Origin of the sequence: Mesorhizobium sp. J428, assembly GCF_024699925.1 — a bacterium.
In the GTDB taxonomy this organism is placed as follows: Bacteria; Pseudomonadota; Alphaproteobacteria; order Rhizobiales; family Rhizobiaceae; genus Mesorhizobium_A.
Genome location: NZ_JAJOMX010000004.1, coordinates 102637 through 124333, shown reverse-complemented (window position 1 = coordinate 124333; position 21697 = coordinate 102637). Strand labels below are relative to the sequence as shown.

Annotated in this window: 24 protein-coding genes and 6 pseudogenes; 10 read left to right on the top strand and 20 right to left on the bottom strand. The window is 61.9% G+C overall.

Annotated features, from left to right (window positions below; all coding sequences use genetic code 11):
- Nucleotides 1-125 precede the first annotated feature (125 nt).
- Nucleotides 126-509, top strand: coding sequence for a hypothetical protein (locus LRS09_RS28115; RefSeq protein WP_257810521.1), 384 nt, complete (start codon nt 126-128; stop codon nt 507-509).
- A gap of 33 nt (nt 510-542) precedes the next feature.
- Here the strand turns inward: LRS09_RS28115 and LRS09_RS28110 are convergent, their stop codons facing one another.
- The 10 genes from LRS09_RS28110 to LRS09_RS28065 all read right to left on the bottom strand — a co-directional run bounded on the left by LRS09_RS28110 (nt 543) and on the right by LRS09_RS28065 (nt 8173).
- Nucleotides 543-965 carry a hypothetical protein gene (locus LRS09_RS28110; protein WP_252913216.1) on the bottom strand — a complete coding sequence of 141 codons (423 nt, stop codon included), beginning with the start codon at nt 963-965 and terminating at the stop codon, nt 543-545.
- A 151-nt stretch (nt 966-1116) separates the two neighbouring features.
- A complete protein-coding gene (locus tag LRS09_RS28105) occupies nt 1117-2121 on the bottom strand; it encodes a hypothetical protein (RefSeq protein WP_257810518.1) in 1005 nt (334 codons plus the stop codon).
- Nucleotides 2122-2188: 67 nt separating this feature from the next.
- Entirely contained in the window at nt 2189-2572 is a 384-nt protein-coding gene (locus LRS09_RS28100; RefSeq protein ID WP_257810517.1) for a hypothetical protein, read from the bottom strand.
- A gap of 104 nt (nt 2573-2676) precedes the next feature.
- Nucleotides 2677-3390: a hypothetical protein gene (locus LRS09_RS28095; protein WP_257810515.1), complete on the bottom strand. Its 714-nt coding sequence runs from the start codon at nt 3388-3390 to the stop codon at nt 2677-2679.
- A 93-nt stretch (nt 3391-3483) separates the two neighbouring features.
- A complete protein-coding gene (locus LRS09_RS28090) occupies nt 3484-3921 on the bottom strand; it encodes a hypothetical protein (protein ID WP_252913214.1) in 438 nt (145 codons plus the stop codon).
- 11 nt (nt 3922-3932) lie between these two features.
- Nucleotides 3933-4538 (bottom strand): DUF1419 domain-containing protein, encoded by a 606-nt coding sequence (locus tag LRS09_RS28085; protein ID WP_252913213.1) that lies wholly within the window; start codon nt 4536-4538, stop codon nt 3933-3935.
- Between the two features lie 136 nt (nt 4539-4674).
- Nucleotides 4675-5067, bottom strand: a complete 393-nt coding sequence (locus LRS09_RS28080; RefSeq protein WP_252913212.1) for a hypothetical protein — start codon at nt 5065-5067, stop codon at nt 4675-4677.
- 83 nt (nt 5068-5150) lie between these two features.
- A complete protein-coding gene (locus tag LRS09_RS28075; RefSeq protein ID WP_252913211.1) occupies nt 5151-5627 on the bottom strand; it encodes a hypothetical protein in 477 nt (158 codons plus the stop codon).
- Nucleotides 5628-5701: 74 nt separating this feature from the next.
- On the bottom strand, nt 5702-7843 hold the full coding sequence (locus tag LRS09_RS28070) for a ParB/RepB/Spo0J family partition protein (protein ID WP_257810513.1): 2142 nt from the start codon (nt 7841-7843) through the stop codon (nt 5702-5704).
- A gap of 147 nt (nt 7844-7990) precedes the next feature.
- Complete coding sequence (locus LRS09_RS28065) at nt 7991-8173, bottom strand: hypothetical protein (protein WP_257810511.1); 183 nt, start codon at nt 8171-8173, stop codon at nt 7991-7993.
- Between the two features lie 266 nt (nt 8174-8439).
- On the opposite strand from LRS09_RS28065, the gene LRS09_RS30510 reads away from it, so the two are divergent.
- Both LRS09_RS30510 and LRS09_RS28060 read left to right on the top strand, forming a co-directional pair.
- Nucleotides 8440-8646 carry a DUF433 domain-containing protein gene (locus tag LRS09_RS30510; protein WP_374684954.1) on the top strand — a complete coding sequence of 69 codons (207 nt, stop codon included), beginning with the start codon at nt 8440-8442 and terminating at the stop codon, nt 8644-8646.
- Nucleotides 8643-9032: a DUF5615 family PIN-like protein gene (locus LRS09_RS28060; protein WP_252913208.1), complete on the top strand. Its 390-nt coding sequence runs from the start codon at nt 8643-8645 to the stop codon at nt 9030-9032. The genes LRS09_RS30510 and LRS09_RS28060 overlap by 4 nt, the downstream gene beginning before the upstream one ends.
- 201 nt (nt 9033-9233) lie before the next feature.
- Here the strand turns inward: LRS09_RS28060 and LRS09_RS28055 are convergent, their stop codons facing one another.
- From LRS09_RS28055 to LRS09_RS28045, 3 genes are all read right to left on the bottom strand, one after another.
- Nucleotides 9234-9638 carry a hypothetical protein gene (locus LRS09_RS28055; protein ID WP_252913207.1) on the bottom strand — a complete coding sequence of 135 codons (405 nt, stop codon included), beginning with the start codon at nt 9636-9638 and terminating at the stop codon, nt 9234-9236.
- A gap of 131 nt (nt 9639-9769) precedes the next feature.
- Nucleotides 9770-10108 (bottom strand): hypothetical protein, encoded by a 339-nt coding sequence (locus LRS09_RS28050; RefSeq protein WP_257810509.1) that lies wholly within the window; start codon nt 10106-10108, stop codon nt 9770-9772.
- A 390-nt stretch (nt 10109-10498) separates the two neighbouring features.
- Nucleotides 10499-11689: a DUF932 domain-containing protein gene (locus LRS09_RS28045; RefSeq protein ID WP_252913205.1), complete on the bottom strand. Its 1191-nt coding sequence runs from the start codon at nt 11687-11689 to the stop codon at nt 10499-10501.
- A gap of 237 nt (nt 11690-11926) precedes the next feature.
- Here LRS09_RS28045 and LRS09_RS28040 point away from each other — a divergent pair, with 237 nt between their 5' ends.
- From LRS09_RS28040 to LRS09_RS28020, 5 genes and pseudogenes are all read left to right on the top strand, one after another.
- Entirely contained in the window at nt 11927-13129 is a 1203-nt protein-coding gene (locus LRS09_RS28040; protein ID WP_252913204.1) for a DUF1173 domain-containing protein, read from the top strand.
- Nucleotides 13130-13764: 635 nt separating this feature from the next.
- Entirely contained in the window at nt 13765-14094 is a 330-nt protein-coding gene (locus LRS09_RS28035; RefSeq protein ID WP_257810506.1) for a hypothetical protein, read from the top strand.
- Nucleotides 14091-14435, top strand: a complete 345-nt coding sequence (locus LRS09_RS28030; protein WP_252913202.1) for a hypothetical protein — start codon at nt 14091-14093, stop codon at nt 14433-14435. The genes LRS09_RS28035 and LRS09_RS28030 overlap by 4 nt, the downstream gene beginning before the upstream one ends.
- Nucleotides 14371-14853 (top strand): ADP-ribosylglycohydrolase family protein, encoded by a 483-nt coding sequence (locus LRS09_RS28025; RefSeq protein WP_252913201.1) that lies wholly within the window; start codon nt 14371-14373, stop codon nt 14851-14853. Before LRS09_RS28030 ends, LRS09_RS28025 begins: the two co-directional genes overlap by 65 nt.
- A gap of 301 nt (nt 14854-15154) precedes the next feature.
- Nucleotides 15155-15292, top strand: a pseudogene (locus LRS09_RS28020) (NUDIX domain-containing protein); the annotation flags it as partial.
- Nucleotides 15293-15690: 398 nt separating this feature from the next.
- Here the strand turns inward: LRS09_RS28020 and LRS09_RS28015 are convergent.
- Nucleotides 15691-15849: pseudogene (locus LRS09_RS28015) on the bottom strand (integrase core domain-containing protein); the annotation flags it as partial.
- A 63-nt stretch (nt 15850-15912) separates the two neighbouring features.
- Here LRS09_RS28015 and LRS09_RS28010 point away from each other — a divergent pair.
- A pseudogene (locus tag LRS09_RS28010) lies at nt 15913-16754 on the top strand (IS3 family transposase); the annotation flags it as partial.
- 210 nt (nt 16755-16964) lie between these two features.
- Here LRS09_RS28010 and LRS09_RS28005 read toward each other — a convergent pair.
- Nucleotides 16965-18249: pseudogene (locus LRS09_RS28005) on the bottom strand (IS110 family transposase).
- Between the two features lie 137 nt (nt 18250-18386).
- On the opposite strand from LRS09_RS28005, the pseudogene LRS09_RS28000 reads away from it, so the two are divergent.
- A pseudogene (locus LRS09_RS28000) lies at nt 18387-18728 on the top strand (transposase); the annotation flags it as partial.
- Between the two features lie 262 nt (nt 18729-18990).
- On the opposite strand, the gene LRS09_RS27995 reads toward LRS09_RS28000, so the two are convergent.
- From LRS09_RS27995 to LRS09_RS27985, 5 genes and pseudogenes are all read right to left on the bottom strand, one after another.
- A complete protein-coding gene (locus LRS09_RS27995) occupies nt 18991-19257 on the bottom strand; it encodes a hypothetical protein (protein ID WP_252913196.1) in 267 nt (88 codons plus the stop codon).
- Nucleotides 19244-19552 carry a hypothetical protein gene (locus tag LRS09_RS30505; RefSeq protein ID WP_374684953.1) on the bottom strand — a complete coding sequence of 103 codons (309 nt, stop codon included), beginning with the start codon at nt 19550-19552 and terminating at the stop codon, nt 19244-19246. Before LRS09_RS30505 ends, LRS09_RS27995 begins: the two co-directional genes overlap by 14 nt.
- A 15-nt stretch (nt 19553-19567) precedes the next feature.
- Nucleotides 19568-19978 (bottom strand): annotated as a pseudogene (locus LRS09_RS30500) (MBL fold metallo-hydrolase); the annotation flags it as partial.
- The gene (locus LRS09_RS30495) at nt 19863-20264 is read right to left on the bottom strand and encodes an MBL fold metallo-hydrolase (RefSeq protein WP_374684947.1); all 402 of its coding nucleotides are present in this window, start codon (nt 20262-20264) and stop codon (nt 19863-19865) included. The gene LRS09_RS30495 and the pseudogene LRS09_RS30500, both read right to left, overlap by 116 nt.
- A 206-nt stretch (nt 20265-20470) precedes the next feature.
- Nucleotides 20471-21667, bottom strand: a complete 1197-nt coding sequence (locus LRS09_RS27985; RefSeq protein ID WP_252913194.1) for a phenylacetate--CoA ligase family protein — start codon at nt 21665-21667, stop codon at nt 20471-20473.
- Nucleotides 21668-21697 lie beyond the last annotated feature (30 nt).

Here is a 21697-nt window from a genome sequence, read left to right as displayed (position 1 = left end):
TTGACACCGTCGATATGCCCGGTGGACGGCTGCGCCTGACCGAAGTAGATGATCGGTGGATCGGGCAAACGGATCGATTCTCACCAAGGAACCTGTCTATGAGACGGCCCACGCGACCTTTCGTCGTGGAAGTGAAGAAGAAGCGCGGCAGTTTTGCAAACCGGCGATCGATCTGGGGCGACCTGGACCTTTCGGTTATAGCCGCAGACCCTTTGGCCGTTGCCGAGGGGATTCTTGAGCCGGCCGGGGATCGCGATCCCGATCCGGTCGTCGAGGTCAACCGTGCTAACAATAGCGAGTCCGCCATCGACGCTCCATCCGACGACGGTGATGCGCATGCCGTTGCCGATGCGACCCATGCAGAAGCGCATCCCACTGAGGTCGTGACGGAAGGCGCTGCCGAGGAACCTGCGCGGTCGTCTCGAAAACGTGCCAGGCGTCGCGACGAACCAGCATTGCCGCGTGGCCAGCGTTGGAAGCGACGGCTGCCAAAAGCCCTTCGTCGGTGAACTGCCGGATTCCTGGTCGTGCGGCGGTGCTGCTCATGACCCTGGTGGCTCTGTCTGCTCATAGGGATCACGGCGTTCCTCGATGATTGCCTTTGCCTTCTCGACCGCGGCAATTGCCGTCGGCAGCCAGCGCTCGAAGTCGGTCCTGGACAGGCCCATTGGTTGGGCGACATAGGCGAGCTGATCGAACAACTCCTGGAAGTGGCCTGCCTTGCGCTGAACCATCTCGTGAAACTGCGATGGCACAGCCACGGAGTCGGCACGGTAGACGGCATCCGCACCGGACCAGATGCCGGTGACGTAGGTCTCGCCGGCCATTTCGCAGTCGAATTTTTCGGCTGACCAGTCGTCGTCTTCGATGGCCTGACGACAGGCTTCGGCAGGCGTCGCGGCATCGTAGGTGCGTTGCCGATAGACGGGCAGATGGTACGTGCTTTCTACGGTGAATTTGGGCATTGCCATGCTCCTGCTGTGAACGTGCGATATCCGGCGCGAGCGCCGGACGAGGACGAAAGGTGAGACGAAAGGTGATGAGGATTTCGGTCGGCTGGACGACATCGTTTCGGGTCAGCTGCGATCGGAACCGACCACCGCACCGCGTCGCCAGTCAGGCTACGGAGCGGACGTCGAGCGCGTTGTCGTCGCCCCGGAGTTGGTCGGCCATTGCGCGAAAGCGGACGCGTTCTTCGGCCCCGCGCTTCACGCGGAATGCATCGTCGACGACGCCGTTGATCCGCGCCCACTGGTTCCAGGCGAAGTTGCGTCCGAGTCCCAAGGTGGTGGAAGTGCTAGGGAAGCGATCGGCAGTGCGGACGAGCGCGTCCCAGGAGGCGCCGAACTCGACTTCATCGAAACGGCTGTGACGTCCGGTGAGCGCATTGCGCTCAAGCACCAGGGCGCGCTCGAGGAGATCGGGATGATACGCCGCCAGCCACCACAGTTCCCAGATTTTTGATGCCGGGCAAAAGAAGCAGGCGGATTTTATCGGAACCATGTCTGCGCCAAGCGCATCGGTGATGGTGCGCACGCAATCAGCGCGGTTCCAGCCCAGAATCTGGAGCGGGTAGGCGTAGTCGAAATCCGCATCGGCAACGGCCAAGTTGCGGGAGCGACGGAGGTCCGCGCGGCCGCAATCGTATCCGATCAGCTTGACGATACGAACGCCACGCCGCTTTGCGTCGATCCAGACGGGGTGCGGCGGCGCCGCGTTGGGTCCCGATTTTGCGCCCTTGATCGCCTGGTCCTGCGGTTTTTGCTTCCATTTGATCGAGCACGATTTGAGGCCGAAGGCCAGCGACGGCAACGTCTCATTGGCAATGCAGTTGCCGTAGAGGTCGGAATAGTCCGTTCCGGGAAGCGTTTCTTTCCGGCATCGGGTGATGGCGGGCCATGACCACTCGGCGAGAATTCGGTCCATGCGATCGAGGTGCTCAAGCGTTGGTGGCTTCTCGGCAGACAGGTCCGCGAAGGTGATGATGTCGGGGCGCAAGGCAGCCTGTTTCAGGGCGACCAGCATCGTGGTGGAATCGACGCCGGCGCCGTAGCAAACGGCAATGAGACGGCCGCCAAGTGCGGCCTGCAGCCTATGCCGTTGTCGGTGGGTGAGCGGCATGAAAGACCTCGCTACTGGTGGTCGACAGCAACGAGCGCCGGGTGGGATGCGATGGCAGGATTACGGGTCATGACGTGCTCTTCGCATCGGCGATGATTGGGTCTCGATCGGCTGGAGCATCGGCCTTGCGCTGCTGTTCAAACCAGGCGTCGAACGCAGACTTGCGGCGCGCACGCGTTTGCCGGGCAACGTCCGCCAGCTTGCGCGTGGGAACATCGGCGAGCCGATTGGCCGCAACTTCGATGCAAGAGAGACTCGGATAGCGCTGGAGGTTAGCCGCGAGACGCGCGTTCTTGCGCGAACGTCGCAGGATCGCCGTCGCTACTTCGTCGCCATCATAATTCTCGAAGCAATTGTCGAGGGCGCGGGTTGGGCTTCGTCCGTAGGCGATGATCTTGGCCGCATAGTTGACGCGGCCGCGGAAGTTCTCCGGATCATTGAGGCGTGACATGGGGTTTCTCCCTTACTAGGCCGCGTGTGCGGCCCCAGAAATGCGAAAGCCCGGCGAGGCCGGGCATCGAGAGGCGGGTTTGAAGAAGGTGATCAGGCGGACCGTCAGATCCGCTGATCGCTCGAGGACTGGTTGATCATGTCGTCGAGCCAATCGGCCGCAGATCGTGCAGCTTGTTCAACGGCGGCGCCGTTCTGGCGTCGAGCGGAAATCTCCGCACTGACAGCGTTGCGCACCGCCGCCGGAACGGCGAGGATCGCGTTCATCACCTCATGGGCAGCGTCTTTCGAGATGAAGTCGCCGATCGCGGTGGTGGAGCTTCTGTCCACGCCATAAAGGGACCAGAAGGCGCGGAACTCCTTGGCGCCCTTCTGCGTCCTGGCGAGTTCGTCAGCGAACTCATCCTCGTCGCGGTAGGACGTCACCTGACGATCGCGCTCGATGCAGGGCCTCACTTCGAAATACTCGAAGGCGAGCGTGTCACGCATCGCGGGCGACAGGTGATCGCGGAAGGACGGGCCGGGAGCGGCCAGCGGTGTCACCACGCCCTTCTCCGACGTGTTGCGATTGACGGCGACAGAGTCGGCGCAGATGTCCTCGCCGAGCAGATAGTCGACCGTGATCGGGCCTTGCTGTCGATGGTCGGTGATCAGGTCTTCGACGGATTCCCAGACGATGAAGCTCGAAACGCCGTACTGCTCGCCAAAACTCGATTGTGCGAGATCGGCAACGACAAAGTGGCGATCCTCCGGACCGGGTTCCGGCGTGTACGCCTCCTCGTCGATAACGAAGGCGGCGAAGAAGGTCTTTTTGGCCATGGCGGGTTCCTTTCGTGAATCAATCGAGTACGCGCCTGCGATCACCGAGGTGCCGGCGCGCCCGGTGCAGCGTGGTGGCATGCGTCGAGGCGCCTATGAGATCAGAATGGTCCGGGACGGTCGCGTGTCGGCCGGTCGGATTCGGTCAACGACGAAGACTTCGTCCGTATTGGCCTCGAACAGCATCAGGATGCGGTCGCCGACGGCGACACATTCATTGATCCAGTGACGGTCGGAATCGCGAACCTTCGCCGCCCGATCGGGCGGCACATAGACGATGGTGAAATGAGACAGCGTCTCGCCGGTTGGCGCCGCGTAGAAATACTCCTTTACCGCGATCACGACACCGCCGGTGCTGTATGAGGTCGCGACCTTGTCTCCGGGTCGGACGAGATCGGCGACCGTCGGCGCACCGGGCGGTGTGCGTCGGTATCGGCGACGATCAGGGACGCCCAGGCCGGCGGTGTAAGTCGAATGCGCCTCATTGGCATTTGTCGCGGCCGATCGTGGCTGCTTACGACGGGGCTGCATCATTGAACTCCTCACCTTTCAGTGCGTCGTGCACGGATCGCCGGCATGCACCTGTCGATCTCCTCGTCCGAGAGGTCCCCGAGCAATTTCAGGATCGTGCCGTGGCGGCCTCCGTCGATAAGGATCGTGCGCTTGCCGTGGTGTTCGCCGGGCCATGCATGGGGATTGGCTTCGCCGGCGATACCCTTGAAGTCCGGACGGGTGGCGTTCCAGATTGCCTCGAGCTTTTCCTCGCGGGTCATGCTGTCGGCCGATCCCGTCTCGTGGGCGATGATGGCCGCCCGCATCGTATCGGGGCTGTGCTTGTCGGAGAGGTCGCAAAAGCCGTGGAACCAGCGTTCGCGGCCACGGATCCTGATCGCGAAAAATACGCTGGTGACGTTGCCAGCCTTGAATTCCGACATGCCGAACATGCCGGTTCGCATGAAAAGCGGCGGCAGGAGAGCGAGCATGAAGTGGTACTGTTCGGCGGCAATCTCGAGCCACTCGCCGGCGTAAGGCGTGCCGGAAACAGGATCGACACCAGGAGTGTCGTTGTGTCGGTTGAAGAGGTGGAACATCTGCTCGCGCGTTGCGACGCCGTGGAGCACCTTCCGGAAAGGTGGGTGTGAAGTCATGGGGTTCCTCCTGAGCGCAGGTCGACGGCGTGGTGCGCGACCTGAAACGACTGAGCCCGGCGCGATGGCCGGGCTCAGGATGAATTTGACGTGGTCACTGGGATCGGTCGTGATCGGCGTCAGACGTCTGCCAGGTTCAGGCAGCGCGACGGCTGGCTGAAAGAGCACCGTCTCGACCGACGCCGGTGACGGCGCGCACGGCTGCGGCGAGCGCCGGGATGTCGTCGAGCATGCCGAGCGCGACGAAGTGATTGGCCCCACCTGTATAGTCCTTGCGACCCTTGCAGGTCCGGATCAGGATACCGTGGCCCGATGACAGCCCGAACTGGCCAACCTGGATGTAAGCGCGGTCATGGTGCAGGGTGATTTCGCCGGAAACCGCGATGCCTGCCTTGTTCGAGCGCAGGTCATAGCTGCCCGGCGGCAGTGCAAGCTCCGCGGCGAGCTTCTTCAACCGCGAACGGGCCGTCGTGTGAAAACGTCTCTTCTGCTGCTCGTCATAGGAGCAGCTTCTGTTCCAGTCGAACATGTCGATCCCCATGAAACGGAACAGGCCCGGCGATCGCTAGCGCGATCCCGGACCGGTCATCGTTGGTTCTCCGAGGTGAAAGGTCAGGCGGCCGTGCGGCCCTCGACGACATCCGCGCCGACCTCGTCGGCCGTGACCTCTTCGAGATAGGCTCGGCTGTAGGCGTTGCTGGCGAGCCAGCGTTCGGCCGCCTCGCGGTTCTCAGCGAGATGTAGAAGTTCCGGGCTGTCGCCGAGCGCCTGCAGGACTCGGACCATGCCGATCCTGGGACGCTCGACGATCTCGAAACGCAGGTTGCTGTCGACGGAATAGGTGCGTCTGACCGAAACGACGATGATGCCGCCCTGCCCGAAATCACCCTCGTGCAGGGTGAAACAGGCCGGCGAGCAATAGGTCGTGCGCGTCTGCGGCGGTTCCTTCTTGACGAGGCGGCCGACGCCGTTGCGGCTCTCCCAGGCGGCGAGCTTCTTCGTAAAGCGCGATGGCGGTTTCGCGGCGCCGTCGCTGTAGCGGATGGTGCTGCCTAGGTGCGCGGCGTCGTGGATGATATGTGCGGACATTGCGGGTTTCTCCAAGTCTGGAAACAGGAAGGGCCCGGCGAATGTGCCGGGCCCTGTGCGGATCGGGAGGTCGATTACTCGGCGGCCTGAAGGCTGTCCGTCGCTTCGTCGGCGCTGGACGTCGACTCATCGGCCACCGCGTCCGCATCGCCGGCGAGGAAGGCCGGCAATTCGGCCGCATCGGTGTCGAGATCGGGTTCCCCGGGAATGTCGCCGACGGCGTCCTCACTGATGTCGACAACGGCCTCGCTCGCTTCGAGACGCAGCGGCTCCGGCAGCCAGTTCGATCCTTCGAGGAGACGGGCAGCCTCACGTGCCATGAGGTCCTTCTTCATGTGGTCGATCAGTGGCGCGGAGTCCTCGCCACGGGCTTCGCGAACCGCCTGAACGATCCGAGCCTTGGTGACGCGGCCGAGATAATTGTCGACGGTCGGCTCCCAACCGGCAGCGACCATGTCGAAGCCAAGCGTGGTGGCCAGTGTATCGGCATGAGCGAGCGCTCCCTGCCGCCTGTTCCAAGGCTCCACGACGGCGTTGAGCGAGAGCGACGCGCAGTGCGCGAACAGAGCCTTGCGGCTCGCCTCGTCGAGACCGAGGAGGAAGTCCCACAGCTTATCGCTCTCAGGCATATCCTTGTCCCAGGCTTCATGCCGCTCGGCGATCTCCTTCACCCAGGATGTCTCGGCAAGACCCTGGACCTGACCGAAACTGTTGCTCTTCATGCTGATCTCGAGGCAACTGTCCGGGGCGAACCGGAAAAACACCTGCAGCACGAGGGCATGGAGGACCGCGACGAAGGCGATGTCAGGATCGCTCGCGAGCGCATTGCGTAGCGCGAGCGTCTTCTGTACGGTTAGATCGAAAACAAGGCGGTCGGGCAGCGGCTTGACGCCTTCGTCCTCAGGTTCTTCGGCGCCGTCGGATGCACCGTTTACGGAACGGCCATTGACGACGATGCCATCGGCACTGTCGTCGTGCGGAGCGGTGCGATCCTCGCCGTCCGCCTCCTCGTCATCGTCCGTTTCGACCCGTGGTTCGTCCTCGGGTCGGACGAACCCTGCCTCGACCTGAAGCTGACCATTGGCGCCGAGCGTGACAAACGCACCGGCAATGGCCTTCTGGGCGGGATCGTATGCTTGGGGACGATCGCTGAAGGCGTCAAGTTCGGCACCGAGCTGATCAAGCTTGTTCTCGATCTCCTCGTCGGCGTCCTCGGCCTCGGCATATTCGGCGTCGAGCTTGTCGTACTCGGCCTTCACGGCGTCGTAGCGGGCGATCTCCTCCGCACTCAGCTCCGCCGGCTCGGCATAGACGCGCCGCATGCCGGAGGTGTGGCCATAGGGAAAGCTGATCGCCGCTTCGACCCACTTCCAGCCGTCGGCGCGGATGGCTTCGGCATCCACCTTCAGCTTGTCGAAGACCAGCTGTTCGAGAAGAGCCGCATCCTGGAACCAGCCGCCGGAATCCTGCTCGAAGAGGTCACGCAGGATGACGCCGCCGGCCGCCTCATAAGCTTCTGCGCCGACATAGACGGCGCGTCGATCGTCGGCGTGCACCGTGGTCTCCGTCAGCAGGCGCCTGATGTAGTAGGGCTCCTGCATATGCGAGCTGGAAACTCGTTCCCAGACCTGCTCCTGACGCGCATGGTCGTCCGAGATCGAGAACGCCATGATCTGCTCGAGGCGGATTTCATCCTGTTCGTAGAGTTCGAGCAGCTTCGGGGAGACCGAGGCAAGCTTCAGGCGCTGCTTCACGGTCGCAGCCGACACGAAGAAACGGGCCGCGATCTCCTCGACGTCGAGGCCCTGGTCGCCCAGAGCCTTGAAGGCCCGGAACTGATCGAGTGGATGCAGGTTCTCGCGATGGACATTCTCGGCGAGTGAGTCTTCCTCGGACGAGGTGGTTGCCGCCCGATTGACGATGCAGGGAATGGCTTCGGTCTTTGCCAGGCGCTTCTGCTTGATGAGCATGCCGAGCGCGAGATATCGGCGACCCCCGGCCGGCACTTCGAATGTGCCGGTCTCCTCTCCGCTTTCGTTAAGAACAGGACGGATGTTCAGGCTCTGCAACAGCTTGCGTCGTCCGATGTCGTCGGCAAGCTGCTCGATGGACACGCCGTCCTTGATACGGCGGACATTCTTCTGCGACAGGACGAGCTTGTCGTAGGGGATGTTCTCCGCGGCGTTCATTGCGATCTTCTGAATGGCCTTTGCCATGATCAGGTCTCCTCGACGGGCGGCCCGGGGCCTCTCCCCGAACCTCCTGGCCCGTCACGAAACCTCCCCCTCCCCCTCTGCCTCCCGGCCTCGCGCCAGCGCAGAAGGCTCGCGAAGCGTGAGGCTGGACTGTTGGGGGAAGCACGGCTATATATATTCCATGATCGTGGAAGGATTATAGTCATGCCCGGATTCAATAGCGAAGTCCTTACCGCCAACGAGGCGGCCGCGGTGACGGCGGTGCCGCTCAAGCAGGTACATCGCATCATCGATGCAGGCTTGCTGCGCGGCCGTGTCGAGACGCGCCGCGGCAGCCGCGTCATCGTTCAATCAGGGCTGGTCGGGCTTCGTCTCGCCTGGTTGACGGCCGATACGCTGACGCCGGCGGCCCGGCGACGCATCGTCGAGAGCGCGATCACAAGTGATACCGCGACGGTTGTCGCCGCTGACCCGCTCAAGGTCGACCTGAAGCCTATCGCCTCAGAGGTAAAGGCCGGGCTCAGCCGACTGAAGAAGGCGAATGCGATGGTGACGCGGGAGCCGGGCGTGCTTGGCGGTCAGCCGGTGTTCGCCGGCACGCGCGTGCTGTACATGATATCGCCGACATGCTTGCCAATGGCGACACGGCCGAGGCTGTTCATGCAGCCTACCCCCAACTCGGGCTTAAGCAGATCGAACTCGCAGCGGACTATGCACTTGCCTATCCACGTCGAGGACGGCCACCGACAAAGCCGGCCTGGCGGGCCTCCCCGGCAAAATCGTCGCGCACTATCCGTCTTGGCGATCTGCCGGCGGCTTCGTGAAGTTCCTGATCGACGAATGTCTGAGTCCCGAACTGGCAAAGCTGGCGCGCGAATGCGGCTACGCCGAGTCCAATCATGTGCGTTGGCTGGGCCTCGCCGGGGCGAAGGACCATGCCGTGACGCGCCGCGCCGTGGATGATGGTTATGTCCTGGTCACGCACAACACGGCGGACTTCCGCGGCCTTTACGGCCGCGAGGAACTGCATGTCGGACTGGTGACCTTCAATACGGCGCCCGGGCTGATGAGTCTCGACCTTCAGATCAGGCTGTTCGATCTCGCCCTTTCCGAACTCGGCGGCGAAGAGGCGTGGAACCAGGTGCTGGAGATCACCGTCGCGGCGGACCGGACCGTGACGATCGAGAATTTCGATCTTCCGCCACGATGATTTGCTCGCTCGACTCGGCTATATCGACCCGGCCAACCTTGCGCAGGGCCTCAAGCATGCGGGCATGATCCATGAGAATGTGGATCAGCGCCTGGCGTTCGACCGTAACGGTCTTGCTCGTGCTGCGTGTCCGATCCTGCCGTGCATGCAGTTCCTCGAACTCGTGCATTGTGGTGTAGAGCTGGAGAAGGGGCCGGCCGCTCATGGTCCGGTCCTCCTCTTGGCCGGCGCCGCCATCGTTTCGATGCCGGGGATGTTCCAGACTTCGGCGCCGGCCGCGGCATAATCAGCGGCGACTGCGCGCAGCGGCGCGTAGGATAGGCCGTGCCAGGGCGCGGGTTCAGGGTCGCGCCCCACCGCCACGAGCGGTCCTCCCAGCGTCAGTTGCAGCACGATATCCAAATCGACATTCCGGCTGTCGATGACCGGAAGGCCGGCAGCGATCGACTGCGCCTTGATCTGCTCGCAGCCATAGCCCGAGAGCATCGCGCCATCGGAATAGTGCAGCGTGAAGCCGCCGCGGCCGATGGAAAGATGGCCGCCTTTGGTAGTCAGGGCAGCCGCAATGTCGGCGAAATAGTCGGCGGCGGTTGTTCGTTTAAGCATGGTGTTTTCTCCGCAACGGCTGGCGAGGGGTCCCGACCGGAAAAGCCGTCACGACAAAAGCCACCCCCTCGATCAGAGGGGATGGCGATGCCGCATGGAGATGGCGCTGGTGGCGACGACACCACGGTCGCTTACAGGTGAGAGAAGATCGGCCGTTCGGCGTTGACGCGGTATTTTTCGCGCAGCGCCTCGATCGCCGCGTCCTGACGCTCGACTTTGCCGCGTAGCCGATCGAGATCTGCCGCGGCGCTGTCGGTCAACCGGGCCAGGAATTGGCAATAGGCTTGCTCGTCCGCACCGGCCCAGTTCGTCATTCGGCGGTTGTATCGCCGTTTCTTCGGCCGCGAGCTGATGGTTTCGGCCTCGGCGCGATCACGAAGGAACCGCTCGAGTTCGTAAAGATTGTGGCGCGTTTCGCGCAGGCGATCTTCCATGCGCGCGAGCGCCCGCCGCGCCTCGTGATGAATCATCATGGTCGGCCTCCGGCCGTCGGCGCGTTCTCAAGAGCCGGTCTGCGCAGATCCTGACTCATCGGGCCATTCGGGCGGTCGAGCGTGGTCGCTGAGCAGACGATGGCGAGCGAACGCCGCATCGGAAGCGAGGGCTCGGTCATGCCCCTCCCTCCCTGCCTGCGGTCGTCAGCGTCGCGACCCGCCGGACGACGACAGGACGTGTGTCGGCTGGTGGCTTGGGTCATTCATCGGTCGTCTCCGCAACGGGCGGCCGAAAGCCCACCTTTCGACTCGTGACCCGTGTCACGCCAGAAGGCACCGCCCTCGTGCTCGGAGGGCGGCGCCTTTGATGCGACCATCATGGAAAGACGGGCGACGCGACGTACGGCATCACCAGCCCGTGACGGATCAGCTGGCTAGGAGCTTCTTGGCCCTCCCTTCCATTTCGAGCCGCACATCCTGGTGTTGCTTGTCGCGGGCGACCCGGGTGATGCCCTGCACGAAATCGAAGATGGAGGCAGGTGGATGGCCTTCCTCGGTGAGCACGGTATCGATGATCTTCGTCGTTTCGGCCTTCGAGAAACCGCGCTTGCGCAAGAACGCCGCGCGATCCTCGTCGTCACGGGCAACGATGCGCTCGCGCGCCGCCTTGATGCCGTTGACGAATGGCATGGGCGAGGATTCCGCGAACTGCATCAATGCCGGCTCGGCTTCAAGGGCGAAGCGGGAGGCAGCATATTTGGAGTGCCGGATCGCGATCTCCTCGAAATCTTCGACGCCCCAGATATTTCGGTTCTGACACACGGCCCGCAGATAGAAGCTGGCGATCCCGAGCGTGCGAGCTCCGACTTCGGAGTTCCAGCAGTAAAACCCCCTGAAGAAAATGTCGGGCGAGCCGTCGGGCAGCTTGCCTGCCTCAATCGGATTGAGATCGTCGACAAGGAAAAGAAAGACATCGCGGTCGGACGCATAGAGCGTTGTCGTATCCTTCGTGATGTCGGCGTGCGGGTTGTAGATGCTTGTCGACCAGTCGAGCACGCCAGGCACCTTCCAACGTGTGTCGCCGGTGCCGTTGCCGGCGATCTTCTGCACGGCCTCGACCAGTTCGTGATCGAAAATCCTGCCGTAGTCCGGGCCGGTAACCGCTCGTAGCTCGCAGCGGCCGTTCTCGATCTCCAGCGTCTTGACCTGCTCGGCGCGATGCGAGGTCAGACCGTATTGCAGGTTGATGCCGGCGAGCGGTGCCGGAAGCTGGCGCAGATAGTTGGCGGGCGCCCCGACGAGGCTGGCGAGCTGGCCAAAGCTCCAGTGGGTCGGCGCAATCGGTGCGTCCGCGCCAGGCAGCATCAGCTTCAGGCGTTCGGGGTCGTCACGGCTTGCTTCGACACGGATTGCCTCGTTTTCGACGATGCGGGTCTTGCTGCGTTCGGATCGTCGCTTCACCGAATTGTGGAGGTCGGTGAGCGACAAATAGCGCTCATCGGCCGGGCGGCTGAACCATTCCGACGACACACGGCCGATGCGCTGGCCGCGGCTGACATCGACCTTGTAGCCGTTGCGCGCAACGCGCGCCGGCGCCTGAATTTCCATCTGGGGCATGATTGTTCTCCGCAGCGGGTGCCGGAAGCCTCTCTCCCGGCCCTCGGCCCGCCGCCACGCCCTGCCGCCCCTCTCCCTCCTCTGCCGGCGCCGCCCGCGGCAGGTTGAAGCGCCGACGCAGCACGTACGCGCCAGTACCCTCCTCATTTCGGCCCGAGACCATCCCGTTGCGTCATCGGGGAAACCGTGAACCAATAGCGATACGGGATTGCGGCGGCACCCAGAGCGATGGAGGCCATGCGACGGTTCAGGATTGCTGACAGGATTATCGGCGAATCGGCGTCTGATCTTCAGACGGTTCTAGCCGACGCTCATCGGCGCAGGATTCGACCTCTATGCATGTGCATGGATCCCGGTCTTGCGATGTACATTGCGCAGGTGGAGGATCAATACCTCGTCAAGCGGATGCCTCTCACCGGTGGCGGGCACGATCCTGCATGCCCGTCTTATGAGCCGCCCGACGAACTTTCGGGCCTTGGCGTTCTGATGGGCAGTGCGATTCAGGTCGACCCCGAAAGCGGGTTGTCGGCACTCAAGCTCGGTTTCAGCCTGTCGAAGGTGGGTGCCCGCACAACCCCTGTTGCTGTTGCTGGCGCCGGCGGCGCCGACAGTGTGGCTGGCGAGGCGAAGAAACTGACGCTGCGCAGTCTTCTCCACTATCTCTGGCACCAGGCCGAATTGACATCCTGGACGTCGCGATGGGCCGGCAAGCGCCATTGGTGGAACATTCGATGGCATCTGCTCGAGGCTGCAAGGCAGATGACGGTAAAGGGCGGCACGCTGAGCGATGTGCTGTTCGTGCCCGAATCCTTTCGCGCCACTGACAAGGCGGCGATCGAGCAGCGGCGGGCGGAGGCGCTGGCGCCCGCATTGCCGCCAAAGAGTGGACCTCGAAAACTGATGATCCTGCTTGGCGAGGTCAAGGATATCTTGCCGACGCGAACCGGACATCGCCTGATCGTCAAGCATATGCCCGACTTCCTGTTCATGCTGGATGAAGAGTTTCATCGAAGGCTTCGGACGCGGTTCGAAAATGAACTGATGCTCTGGGGTGCTGACGAAGCTTCCCACCTGATGGCGATCGGGACCTTCGGGCTCACTCCGACAGGGCTGGCCAGGATAGAAGAGATGGCGCTGATGGTGGTTTCGGAGAACTGGATCCCATACGACTCCGTCCACGAAAAGAAGCTGATCGATGCGCTCGCCAAGCTGAACACACGAAGCGTGAAGGGCCTGCGCTACAGCTTGCTCGCTGAGCGGCCGAGCGCAGCGGCAATGCTGCAGCGTCAGTCGCGTCCGCTTGCCCTCTATATTATTCCGCCCACGGTGGACCGAGACTACGAGGAAGCGCTCGAAGAGCTCATCGCATCGCGGCCGGAAGTCGATGCATGGACGTGGCGGGTGGCCGATGGGGAAATGCCGCTTCTCATGGTTCGGTGAGGATATGCCATTCGAGCCGCGACCGGGGTCGGCGCTGACCAAGCGCCGCAGTCAAGAACGGTGCCGTAGACGGGGGTATCTAGGGGATCGTTATCGAATTGGCGCCTAGATTAGCCGACGCGAACGCTGGGTACTTCCAGGCCATCCTTCTTTATCCGCATTGGACAAGCACCATTTGTCTCGAGCAGCCCGAACCCTAGAGGCAGGATGATGAGGTTCCAGGCTGAATCCATCGATCAGAGTATATCGCTGATATCCGAAGCGCCGGTCGGATAAAGCGACCCTCGCCATTGCGGGAATGTTTTTGGGTAGATCTGCCCGATAGAGGAACGGAACCGAAGCGGTGTCGTAGCTCGCATAGGGATTGCGGCCGTAGTCGCGGAAAACCGGATCGTTCGGGACAAGGACCCCGACCCTGCGGAACGCGCTGAAGGACACGATGCGCGAGGGCACGAGCGATCACCACCAGGCCCACGCATCACCCTAATGGCGTGCTGTTCCGGATCAACAAGGAAAGTCCCGCCGTCGTCGGCAAAGTCTACAAGAGCGGCATGCCGGGATTCGGAAGCGTACTGGGCAAAACGACGAGATCTTCGCCAACTGGACGAGGAAGGCCTTTTTCCGGATACGAAAGCATGAAGTCGGGCATCCAGGAGCTTGCTATGATCACGGTCGCGCAAATCGACTACGGCGACCCGTTGCAGTTCGAGGTGAGGGTCGAGCACGGCGGCGGCGCAACCGAGCATCTGGTAAGCCTTTCCCGCGCGGATTTCGATAGAATGACAAGCGGGGACTACAAACCCTCTGTTGTTGTCGAGGCCGCTTTTCATTTCCTCCTCGATCACGAGCCGAAGGAGTCGATCCTCTCCCGCTTTGATATCAACGTGATCTCCCGCTATTTCCCGGAATTCGAATCCGTCCTGCCGCGGTACATTGAGAGCACCAGGAAGCTTGACCTGTCGTGATCGGCGCGATCGCAGGTGCTATTATCGGCTCGCGCTTCGAGGGACATCCTGCACCGCCAGCCGATTTCGAGCTGTTCCATCCGCACTGCCGCGTCACAGATGATACCGTATGCCTCCTCGCGGTCGCGGACGCCATCCTGCGCAGAGACGATTTCGCGGAGACCCTGCGCCGTTTCGTTCGACGTCACCCCGATGCGGGTTACGGCGGGATGTTCATCGATTGGGCGATGTCTCCGGGCGCTTCGGCCTACGGCAGCTGGGGGCAATGGCGCGCCGATGCGTACGGTCGCGGCCGGATGGATTGCGAAGGATGTCGACGACGTGGACAAACTGGCCGCTAGGCAGGCCATCGTGAGCCACAACCATCCGGATGCTGTCCGCGCCGCTCAAGCCGTCTCGAGGGCAATATTCGATCTCCGGCATGGCAAATCCGTCGAAAATGTGCGCCACGAAACGGAGCGGACATTCGGATACGACCTGCGGCCCGGGGTCGCCTTCATCAGTGGCGGATTCGATGTAAGCGCCGCAGGAACCGTGCCCCTGCACTGGCGTCGGCTTTCGATTCGCGAGATTGGGACGAAGCGGTACGCACAGTCGTGCTGCTCGGAGGCGACAACGGACACACTTGCCTGCATAGCGGGCGCCGTGGCCGAAGCCATCCACGGAGTTCCCGTTTCCGTCGCGGAGCAGGCGCGCGCGCATCTCAGCCAAGACTTACTCGAGGTGCTCGTTCGATTCGATAAAGCCGTCGCGAGATGATCTCCCGCTTGTCTGTTGCCGAACAGATGATCATCGAGAGCGCATCGATCTGCCAAATGATGGCGCCGCCTATGGTCAGGCAGTCTTTACCACCAATGAATCCTTCGCCAGCCCGTTAAGCTGATTGCGAGGCCGAGATGGTTAAGGCGCCGGCGTGAAATAAGGAGCCAACATGACATCATTCGCGACCATCGAAGGACTTCGTCTGCGCCGCAAGGTGCGTGCGGTCGTCACGGACACCCGCGTTCTCCTGATCCGGCCGCACGGCTATGAGGACGACTGCTGAACCCTTCCGGGAGGCGGCGTAGAGGGCGGCGAAACGGCAGCCGAGGCAGTTGAGCGCGAACTGACCGAGGAACCCGGGCTGGACGCCACCCAACTGGCTTCAATCGTCCCGCTCAATATCCGCTCCGAGTACAATCTACGATTCTGTCTATAAGGAACGGCACGGCCTCGATCACGACGGGCAGCTTGCAAAAATCTTCCACTGCTCCGTGACTGACGGGGTTGTCCTGCGTCGTCAGGTGGAAGAAATCGATGCCCTGCGGTGGTTCGCTCATGCTGAAGCTGTCGAGGCGGTTTGCGTAACGTTGTTGGTAAATTATCGACCTACGTCCCGTAACGGGCGTGGCGATTCGGCGCTTCAAGCTACAATCGACTCTACCGCGGTTAGGCGTATTCAATCCATCCACAACAAGTTTGCTGTATTGGCTACAAGATCGGATAGAGCAGAAGGAATACGACAACAAGGCAAGCCGCGAGCAAAGCGGCCACGGGGGATTCACGATCCACTGGAGGAGCGGATGATCGGCCCCCACGGACGGGTCCATTTGATTGTTAGTGCAATGATGGTCGTGGCGCCAGCGCGGGCGGCATCGCTGGTTGGGGTTGCAGGGCCGCCCGCGCGAATGCCGGGATGAAGACCTCCGGCGCCGGCGGCTTGTAGCCGAGCGATCCATGCGGACGCACGGTGTTGTAATGCCGACGCCAGCTTTCTGATCCACCCCCATTGAACGGGTCCACCTTGAAGTATGGTTTTGACCATGAAGGAGGACCACAATGGCAAACAAGCGACACAAGCCCGACGAGATCGTCACGAAGCTTCGGCAGGTTGAGGTTTTGCGCGGCCAAGGCATGGCGATGGCGGATGCCGTTCGCCAGATCGGCGTTTCCGAACTGACGTTCTACCGGTGGCGCAAGCAATATGGCGGCATGAGCCGTGACCAGCTTCGGCAGTTGAAGGATCTCCAGAAGGAGAACGAACGGCTTCGCAAGGCGGTGGCCGATCTGACGCTGGACAAGCTGATCCTGACGGAGGCTGCGCGGGGAAACTTCTGAGCCCCTCGCGTCGCCGTGCCTGCATCGACCATGTTCGCTCGGTTCTGCCGAAGCGCGTGTCGGAGCGCCGGGTATGCCTCGTGCTTGGGCAGCATCGCTCCACGCAGCGGCGTATTCCTCGCGGCCGGGACGACGAGCAGCAACTGACCGAGGACATCGTTGCACTGGCCCGCCGCTATGGCCGCTACGGCTATCGCAAGATCGCCGAGCTTCTGCGCAGCCAGATGGGCTGGGTGGTCAACGACAAGCGGGTCGAGCGCATCTGGCGGCAAGAGGGGCTGAAGGTTCCAGCCAAACAACCGAAGAAAGGCCGGCTCTGGCTCGCCGACGGATCATGCATCCGCCTGCGCGCCGAGCGGCCCAACCATGTCTGGTCCTACGACTTCGTCGAGGACCGCACTCATGACGGAAGGAAGTACCGCATGCTTAACGTGATCGACGAGTTCACGCATGAGGCGCTGGCGATCCGCATCGATCGCAAGCTCAACTCCACCGACGTCATCGACGTCCTGTCCGACCTGTTCATCCTGCGCGGCGTGCCTGAGCACATCCGTTCCGACAACGTCCTATGTTGGGAAGAATTGGCGGTATCGGGCGTCAGGTCACGGGGCATCTGAGCGATCAGATACCCTGATAAAGTTGCCCAGGCGGGCTCCGCCGTCAAGAAGCGGTCTCTCCCATAGCAAACACAGAGTACGCACGATGGCGGCTCTCACCGTCCTTAAGACGAGATCCTGAATCCCAAGCGGAAGACCTGAACATTATCTACGAGGTCAGCGAACTGCCTCCACGGCCCTTGTCAGAAAAGGGTTCTTCCGCCTGGGCTCGCCCCCTCGAAGAAGGGACGATAGGGTTCGCCGTGTTTGATCACGGCGTGTACGTACGCGCCATCTTGGCTGCGATTGCGGTATAGGCTTTGCGACGCAGGTGAGCGTTGTGCCGATCCTTGGCTATGTAGCGCTCGAACCTATCGCGGAAGCTGTTGGTTCGGTGTAGCACTGCGGTTTGCCCTGCCATCCAGAAGGTCCGTCGAAGCCGGGCGTTGCCATATTTTGAGATCTTGCTCTGTCCTCGGAACATGCCTGATTGCACGGTGGCGAGATCCATGCCGCAGAACTTTAGGAACTGGCGATGATGCCCGAAACGGCGCAGATCGCCGGCTTCGGCGAGAATGGTCAGGGCGTTGATCGGCCCAATGCCCGGAACGGTGACCAGTAGCTGGTAGTCGGGATGGTCGGACAGCAGTTCCACAGCGCGGTTCTCGACCTCATCGCGCTGGCGCACCAAGCCGCGACCCTCGGCGAGGACCAGCCGGAACATCCGCAAGGCATCGGACTCTGCTGCTACAGGTAAGCCGACAGAGTCTTTGGCAGACTCGTAAATATCTGAAAGCAGGAGCGTTTTGGAAACCTTCCGGCCGACGACGTTCCAGGCGGCATCAATGAAGGCCTCCTTCGTCATTGCCGAGATCATGTGCGGCGACGGGAACTGTTCCAAAAAGGCCAGGAACCAGTCGCTGCGTGCGCTGCGATGGAACCGCTCGGCTTCAGGGAAATACAGCGGCAGGTAGTGGGTCAGGATCCGGTGCCAGAGTTCGGTCTTGGAGCGCGAGATGATCTCGTGCGTCTTGGAAAGCTCCTGAATGTCGTTCGTGCCCGCGATCAGCGGATCGTGGAAAAACTGGACCGCGCCGATCTCCAGCATGCGCAGGATGACCTGGGCGTCCTTTGGGTCGTTCTTGTCCCAGCTGTTGTGAAGGGCTTCCCGCGTCCGAGCGAGGGCAACCGAGGAGATCAGCTTCAGCTCGAAACCGGCTGCGCCCAGATGATGCGCGAGTGCCCGATGATAATTGCCCGTCGCCTCGAATCCGATCCGGACCGGCAAGCCATACTGGCGAAGAACCGCGATCAGTCGCTCGAAATCCTCGAGGCTGTTCCGGATCGCCAATCGGCGCCGGCGCGCTTTACCGGGAACCGCGATCAGCACCTCATGCCGGTGTTTGGAAATGTCGATGGCTACAAGAAGGGGCGAAACGGGGATAGTGTTGGCGATGGTCATGGCCGGTCTCCTTTACGGTGTGGTTCGCAAAACCACTGTAGAGACCCGAGACCCGGCTATGGCCACCTGCTGCGCTATTTTGAAGGCTGCGCAGGAGGCCATAGCCTTCCCAAACAATCTTCTTCCCGACGTGCTACGGCCCGGAGTTCATCGCCACGGCCGTGCAGGACTGGATCACCGCCGTCGGGGCGAAGACTGCCTACATCGCACCCGGAAGCCCATGGGAGAATGGCTACATCGAGAGCTTCAATGCTCGCCTGCGCGACGAACTCCTCGACGGCGAGATCTTCTACACGCTCAAAGAGGCCAGGATCATCGTGGAAAGCTGGCGTCGGCATTACAACACCGTGCGTCCGCATGGATCGCTCGGCTACAAGCCGCCGGCGCCGGAGGTCTTCATCCCGGCATTCGCGCGGGCGGCCCTGCAACCCCAACCAGCGATGCCGCCCGCGCTGGCGCCACGACCATCATTGCACTAACAATCAAATTGGACCCGTCCGTGGGGGCCGATCAAGGCGACACGCGTCCGATCTGGATCGCGAAGGTAGCGCCAAGCCAATCGGGCATCTCCGCCGCCGATGCCGGAAACCGCCTGATCAACTTGCGACTTCAGCTGCGCCGCAAAGCCAAGCCGCAAAGGTTCAGATTTAGCTTCCCCGAGCGCGAGTTCTTCAAATCGAAGCCTCCAATGTTCCGCAGGCTCCGTTTAGTTCCCAATCCGGTCCATCGGAGCGCCTCCGTTCAATTCCCCAACAACACCATGCCGAGCGCGAAGGCCGTAGTTGCTGCAAGCTTCCCTTCATCGTCGCTTTTCAACAACTGTAAGGTCATTGCGCCTTGTACGATCCCCTCGTGGGCTACGTTCGCCAGCGCCAGCGCCAGCGCCGCGGCTGTCGCGAAAGCCAAGCCCTCTGAGAATACCGCATCCGCTCCGGCAACGAGAACAAGCATTACAAGCACGAACACGTCATCGTTCTCACGTGCATGGGCGATATCAGGTGGTGACATAGCGGACCTTCTCCGCAGTTTTGACTGCGATCAGCTCCGATCTTCGTACCAGCCGGTTGATATGAGCCAGCGTTTCCGTGAACGCGAAACTCATCTGGTGGGCATCGAGCTTGCGGGTGAAGAGGATAGGAACGAGATCCGCCACTGAGTGCGGCGCTTTTGCGCATGCTTCCCGGATCCGTTGGCAGCGTCCTTCGTGATGTGCCTCAAGTTCGAGACATCGTTCATGCAGCCCGTAGAACGGGCGGCCGTGTCCCGACAGCACCAGGACATCGTCCGGCAGTTCCTGACGCATAAAGCGCAGCGTCCTGAGAAAATGTCCGAGCGGGTCGCCATTAGGTTCGCCGGCGAAGACGCTGACATTGGGCGAGATCCTCTCGATGATCTGATCAGCAGCGAACAACAGCCTATCCTGCTCGCAGTAAAGAAGGATCTGCTCGGGGGCATGCCCGTCCGCAGTGATTACCCTGAATTCCCGGCGTCCGATCGTGATTCTGTCGGCCAGAACGAGCCTGAGAAAGGTGGGAGGCAGTTCCGAAACCAGCATCAGATATTCGCTGCCGTGAATGGCGACGAGTCCGGCGCCTTCCTCGCTCATGCCGTGGTTAACATAGAAATCGAAATAGTGGCGAAGCCCCGTCTCGTGCGGGGCTAGGGAGATGACCCTGCTGGTCATGTAGGCAGTCTGGCTCGTCAGCATTTCGGCGCCAAACTTGCCGCAAAGCCATCCTGCAAGCCCGATGTGGTCCGGATGATGATGGGTGACGACGACGCGCGAAATGGAGACATGCGATAGCGGTCCCCCCCAGGAGAGCCTGCCAAGCTGCCTTCGCCTCGTCCGTATTGATACCGGTGTCGATCAGCGTCCAGCTCTCGCCATCCTGGACAAGATAGACGTTCACGTGATCAAGACGGTACGGCAGCGGAATGCGGGCCCAGAGAACCCCTGGCGCAACCGAGATAACTTGCCCCGCCGCCGGTGGCGAATGGAAGGGAAACTGAGGCATAATTTCCAACAGATGGAGGCATTCGAGAGCTTTGTCTACCGGCAGGCTACGCGCGGCTTCACGTTCGCCTCGAGCACCGCCTCACCGGGACGAGAACTTTCATGAAACCTTCTCCTATTCGTAGTGAGTATGGGTTCGTCGACGGTGAGGCTCACACATGCCTTGGTGGCGCTCGCTTAACCGTCGCTGAAGTTTGAGCTGTGGCTTCAGATGTCCTTGCCATTGACGATAAGGGGCGCGTTCTCGGGAAGCGCATCAATGAAGATGATCTCGTCTGCACGGATGCGGGCATGTCGCTGGAACGCTTCTTTGGCCGCCGCTTCGGCGGCAATGCGGTCGGCGCTCTCCTGCAGAACGATCGAGATGCTGATAAGGTCTCGGTCGTTTTCGCGCGTCGCCACGGCCTGAGCCGCTATTGCCCCGGGTGTGGCAATCACCACCTCCTCGATCACGCGTGGATAGACGAAGATCTCGCGCACCTTCACCGCCGCGCCCACCCGGCCCTGCAGCGCCGATAGCCGGCGCACACTGCCGTCCTGGTTGCTCTCCAGTGCAAAGGCGCTGTCACCAGTGCCGAAGCGGATCATCGGCCAGGTAGCATCGCGTGCGGTTACCACGACCTCGCCCGTCTCGCCGTGGGGGAGTTGGCCGCCGCGGACAGGATCGCAAATCTGTACCACCCGGTTGGGATGCACGACGTAACCTTCGCCGCCATCCTCATACGCGACAAGGCCAAGATCAGCGGTGGCATAGGCCGCCCATGTAGCGACCCCATACTCGGCCTCGATCCGCCGGCGCTTGGACATCCAGTCGCCCATTTCTCCGCCCAGAAGGGCGGTCCTCACTTTCCAGGCGCCGCGGCCATAGGTCTCGATCACTTTGTCGGCCAGCGTTAGGAAGAAAGCCGTCGACGCGCAGATGGCAGTGACGCCGGTCTCGACGACGATCTGGGCTTGCAATTCGGTGTTGCCGACGCCGCCGGGAATAATGGTGGCGCCTGCGGCCTGCGCTGCCTCGTCAAAAAGAAGTCCAGCCGGCACGAGGTGATACATCCATGTGTTCAGGATGATGTCGCCCGCGCCTATGCCTGCCGCTTTGAACAGCAGATCCAGTCCGTGGCCGCCGCCGCCTGGCAGCGCCGGTTCAAAGATCGGGCCTGGGGAGACATAAATGCGCGCGATCTCCTTCAGATCAGCGGCAAGGAACCCGCCAAAAGGCGGGTTCTCTCTTTGGAGCTTCAGCAGCTCCTCTTTCTTCATCACCGGCAGGCGGGAGAGCTCGGCCAGTGATGACACCTTGCCAGGGTCGAACCCGGCCGCTTCGAACCGCGCCTTCAATCCCGGTGCCTTCGTTGCGGCCGCGTTGTAGGCGGTCGCGATATCCTGATAGATGTCGATGGACATTGTTTTCCTATTCTCCCTCCTACGCTCGGC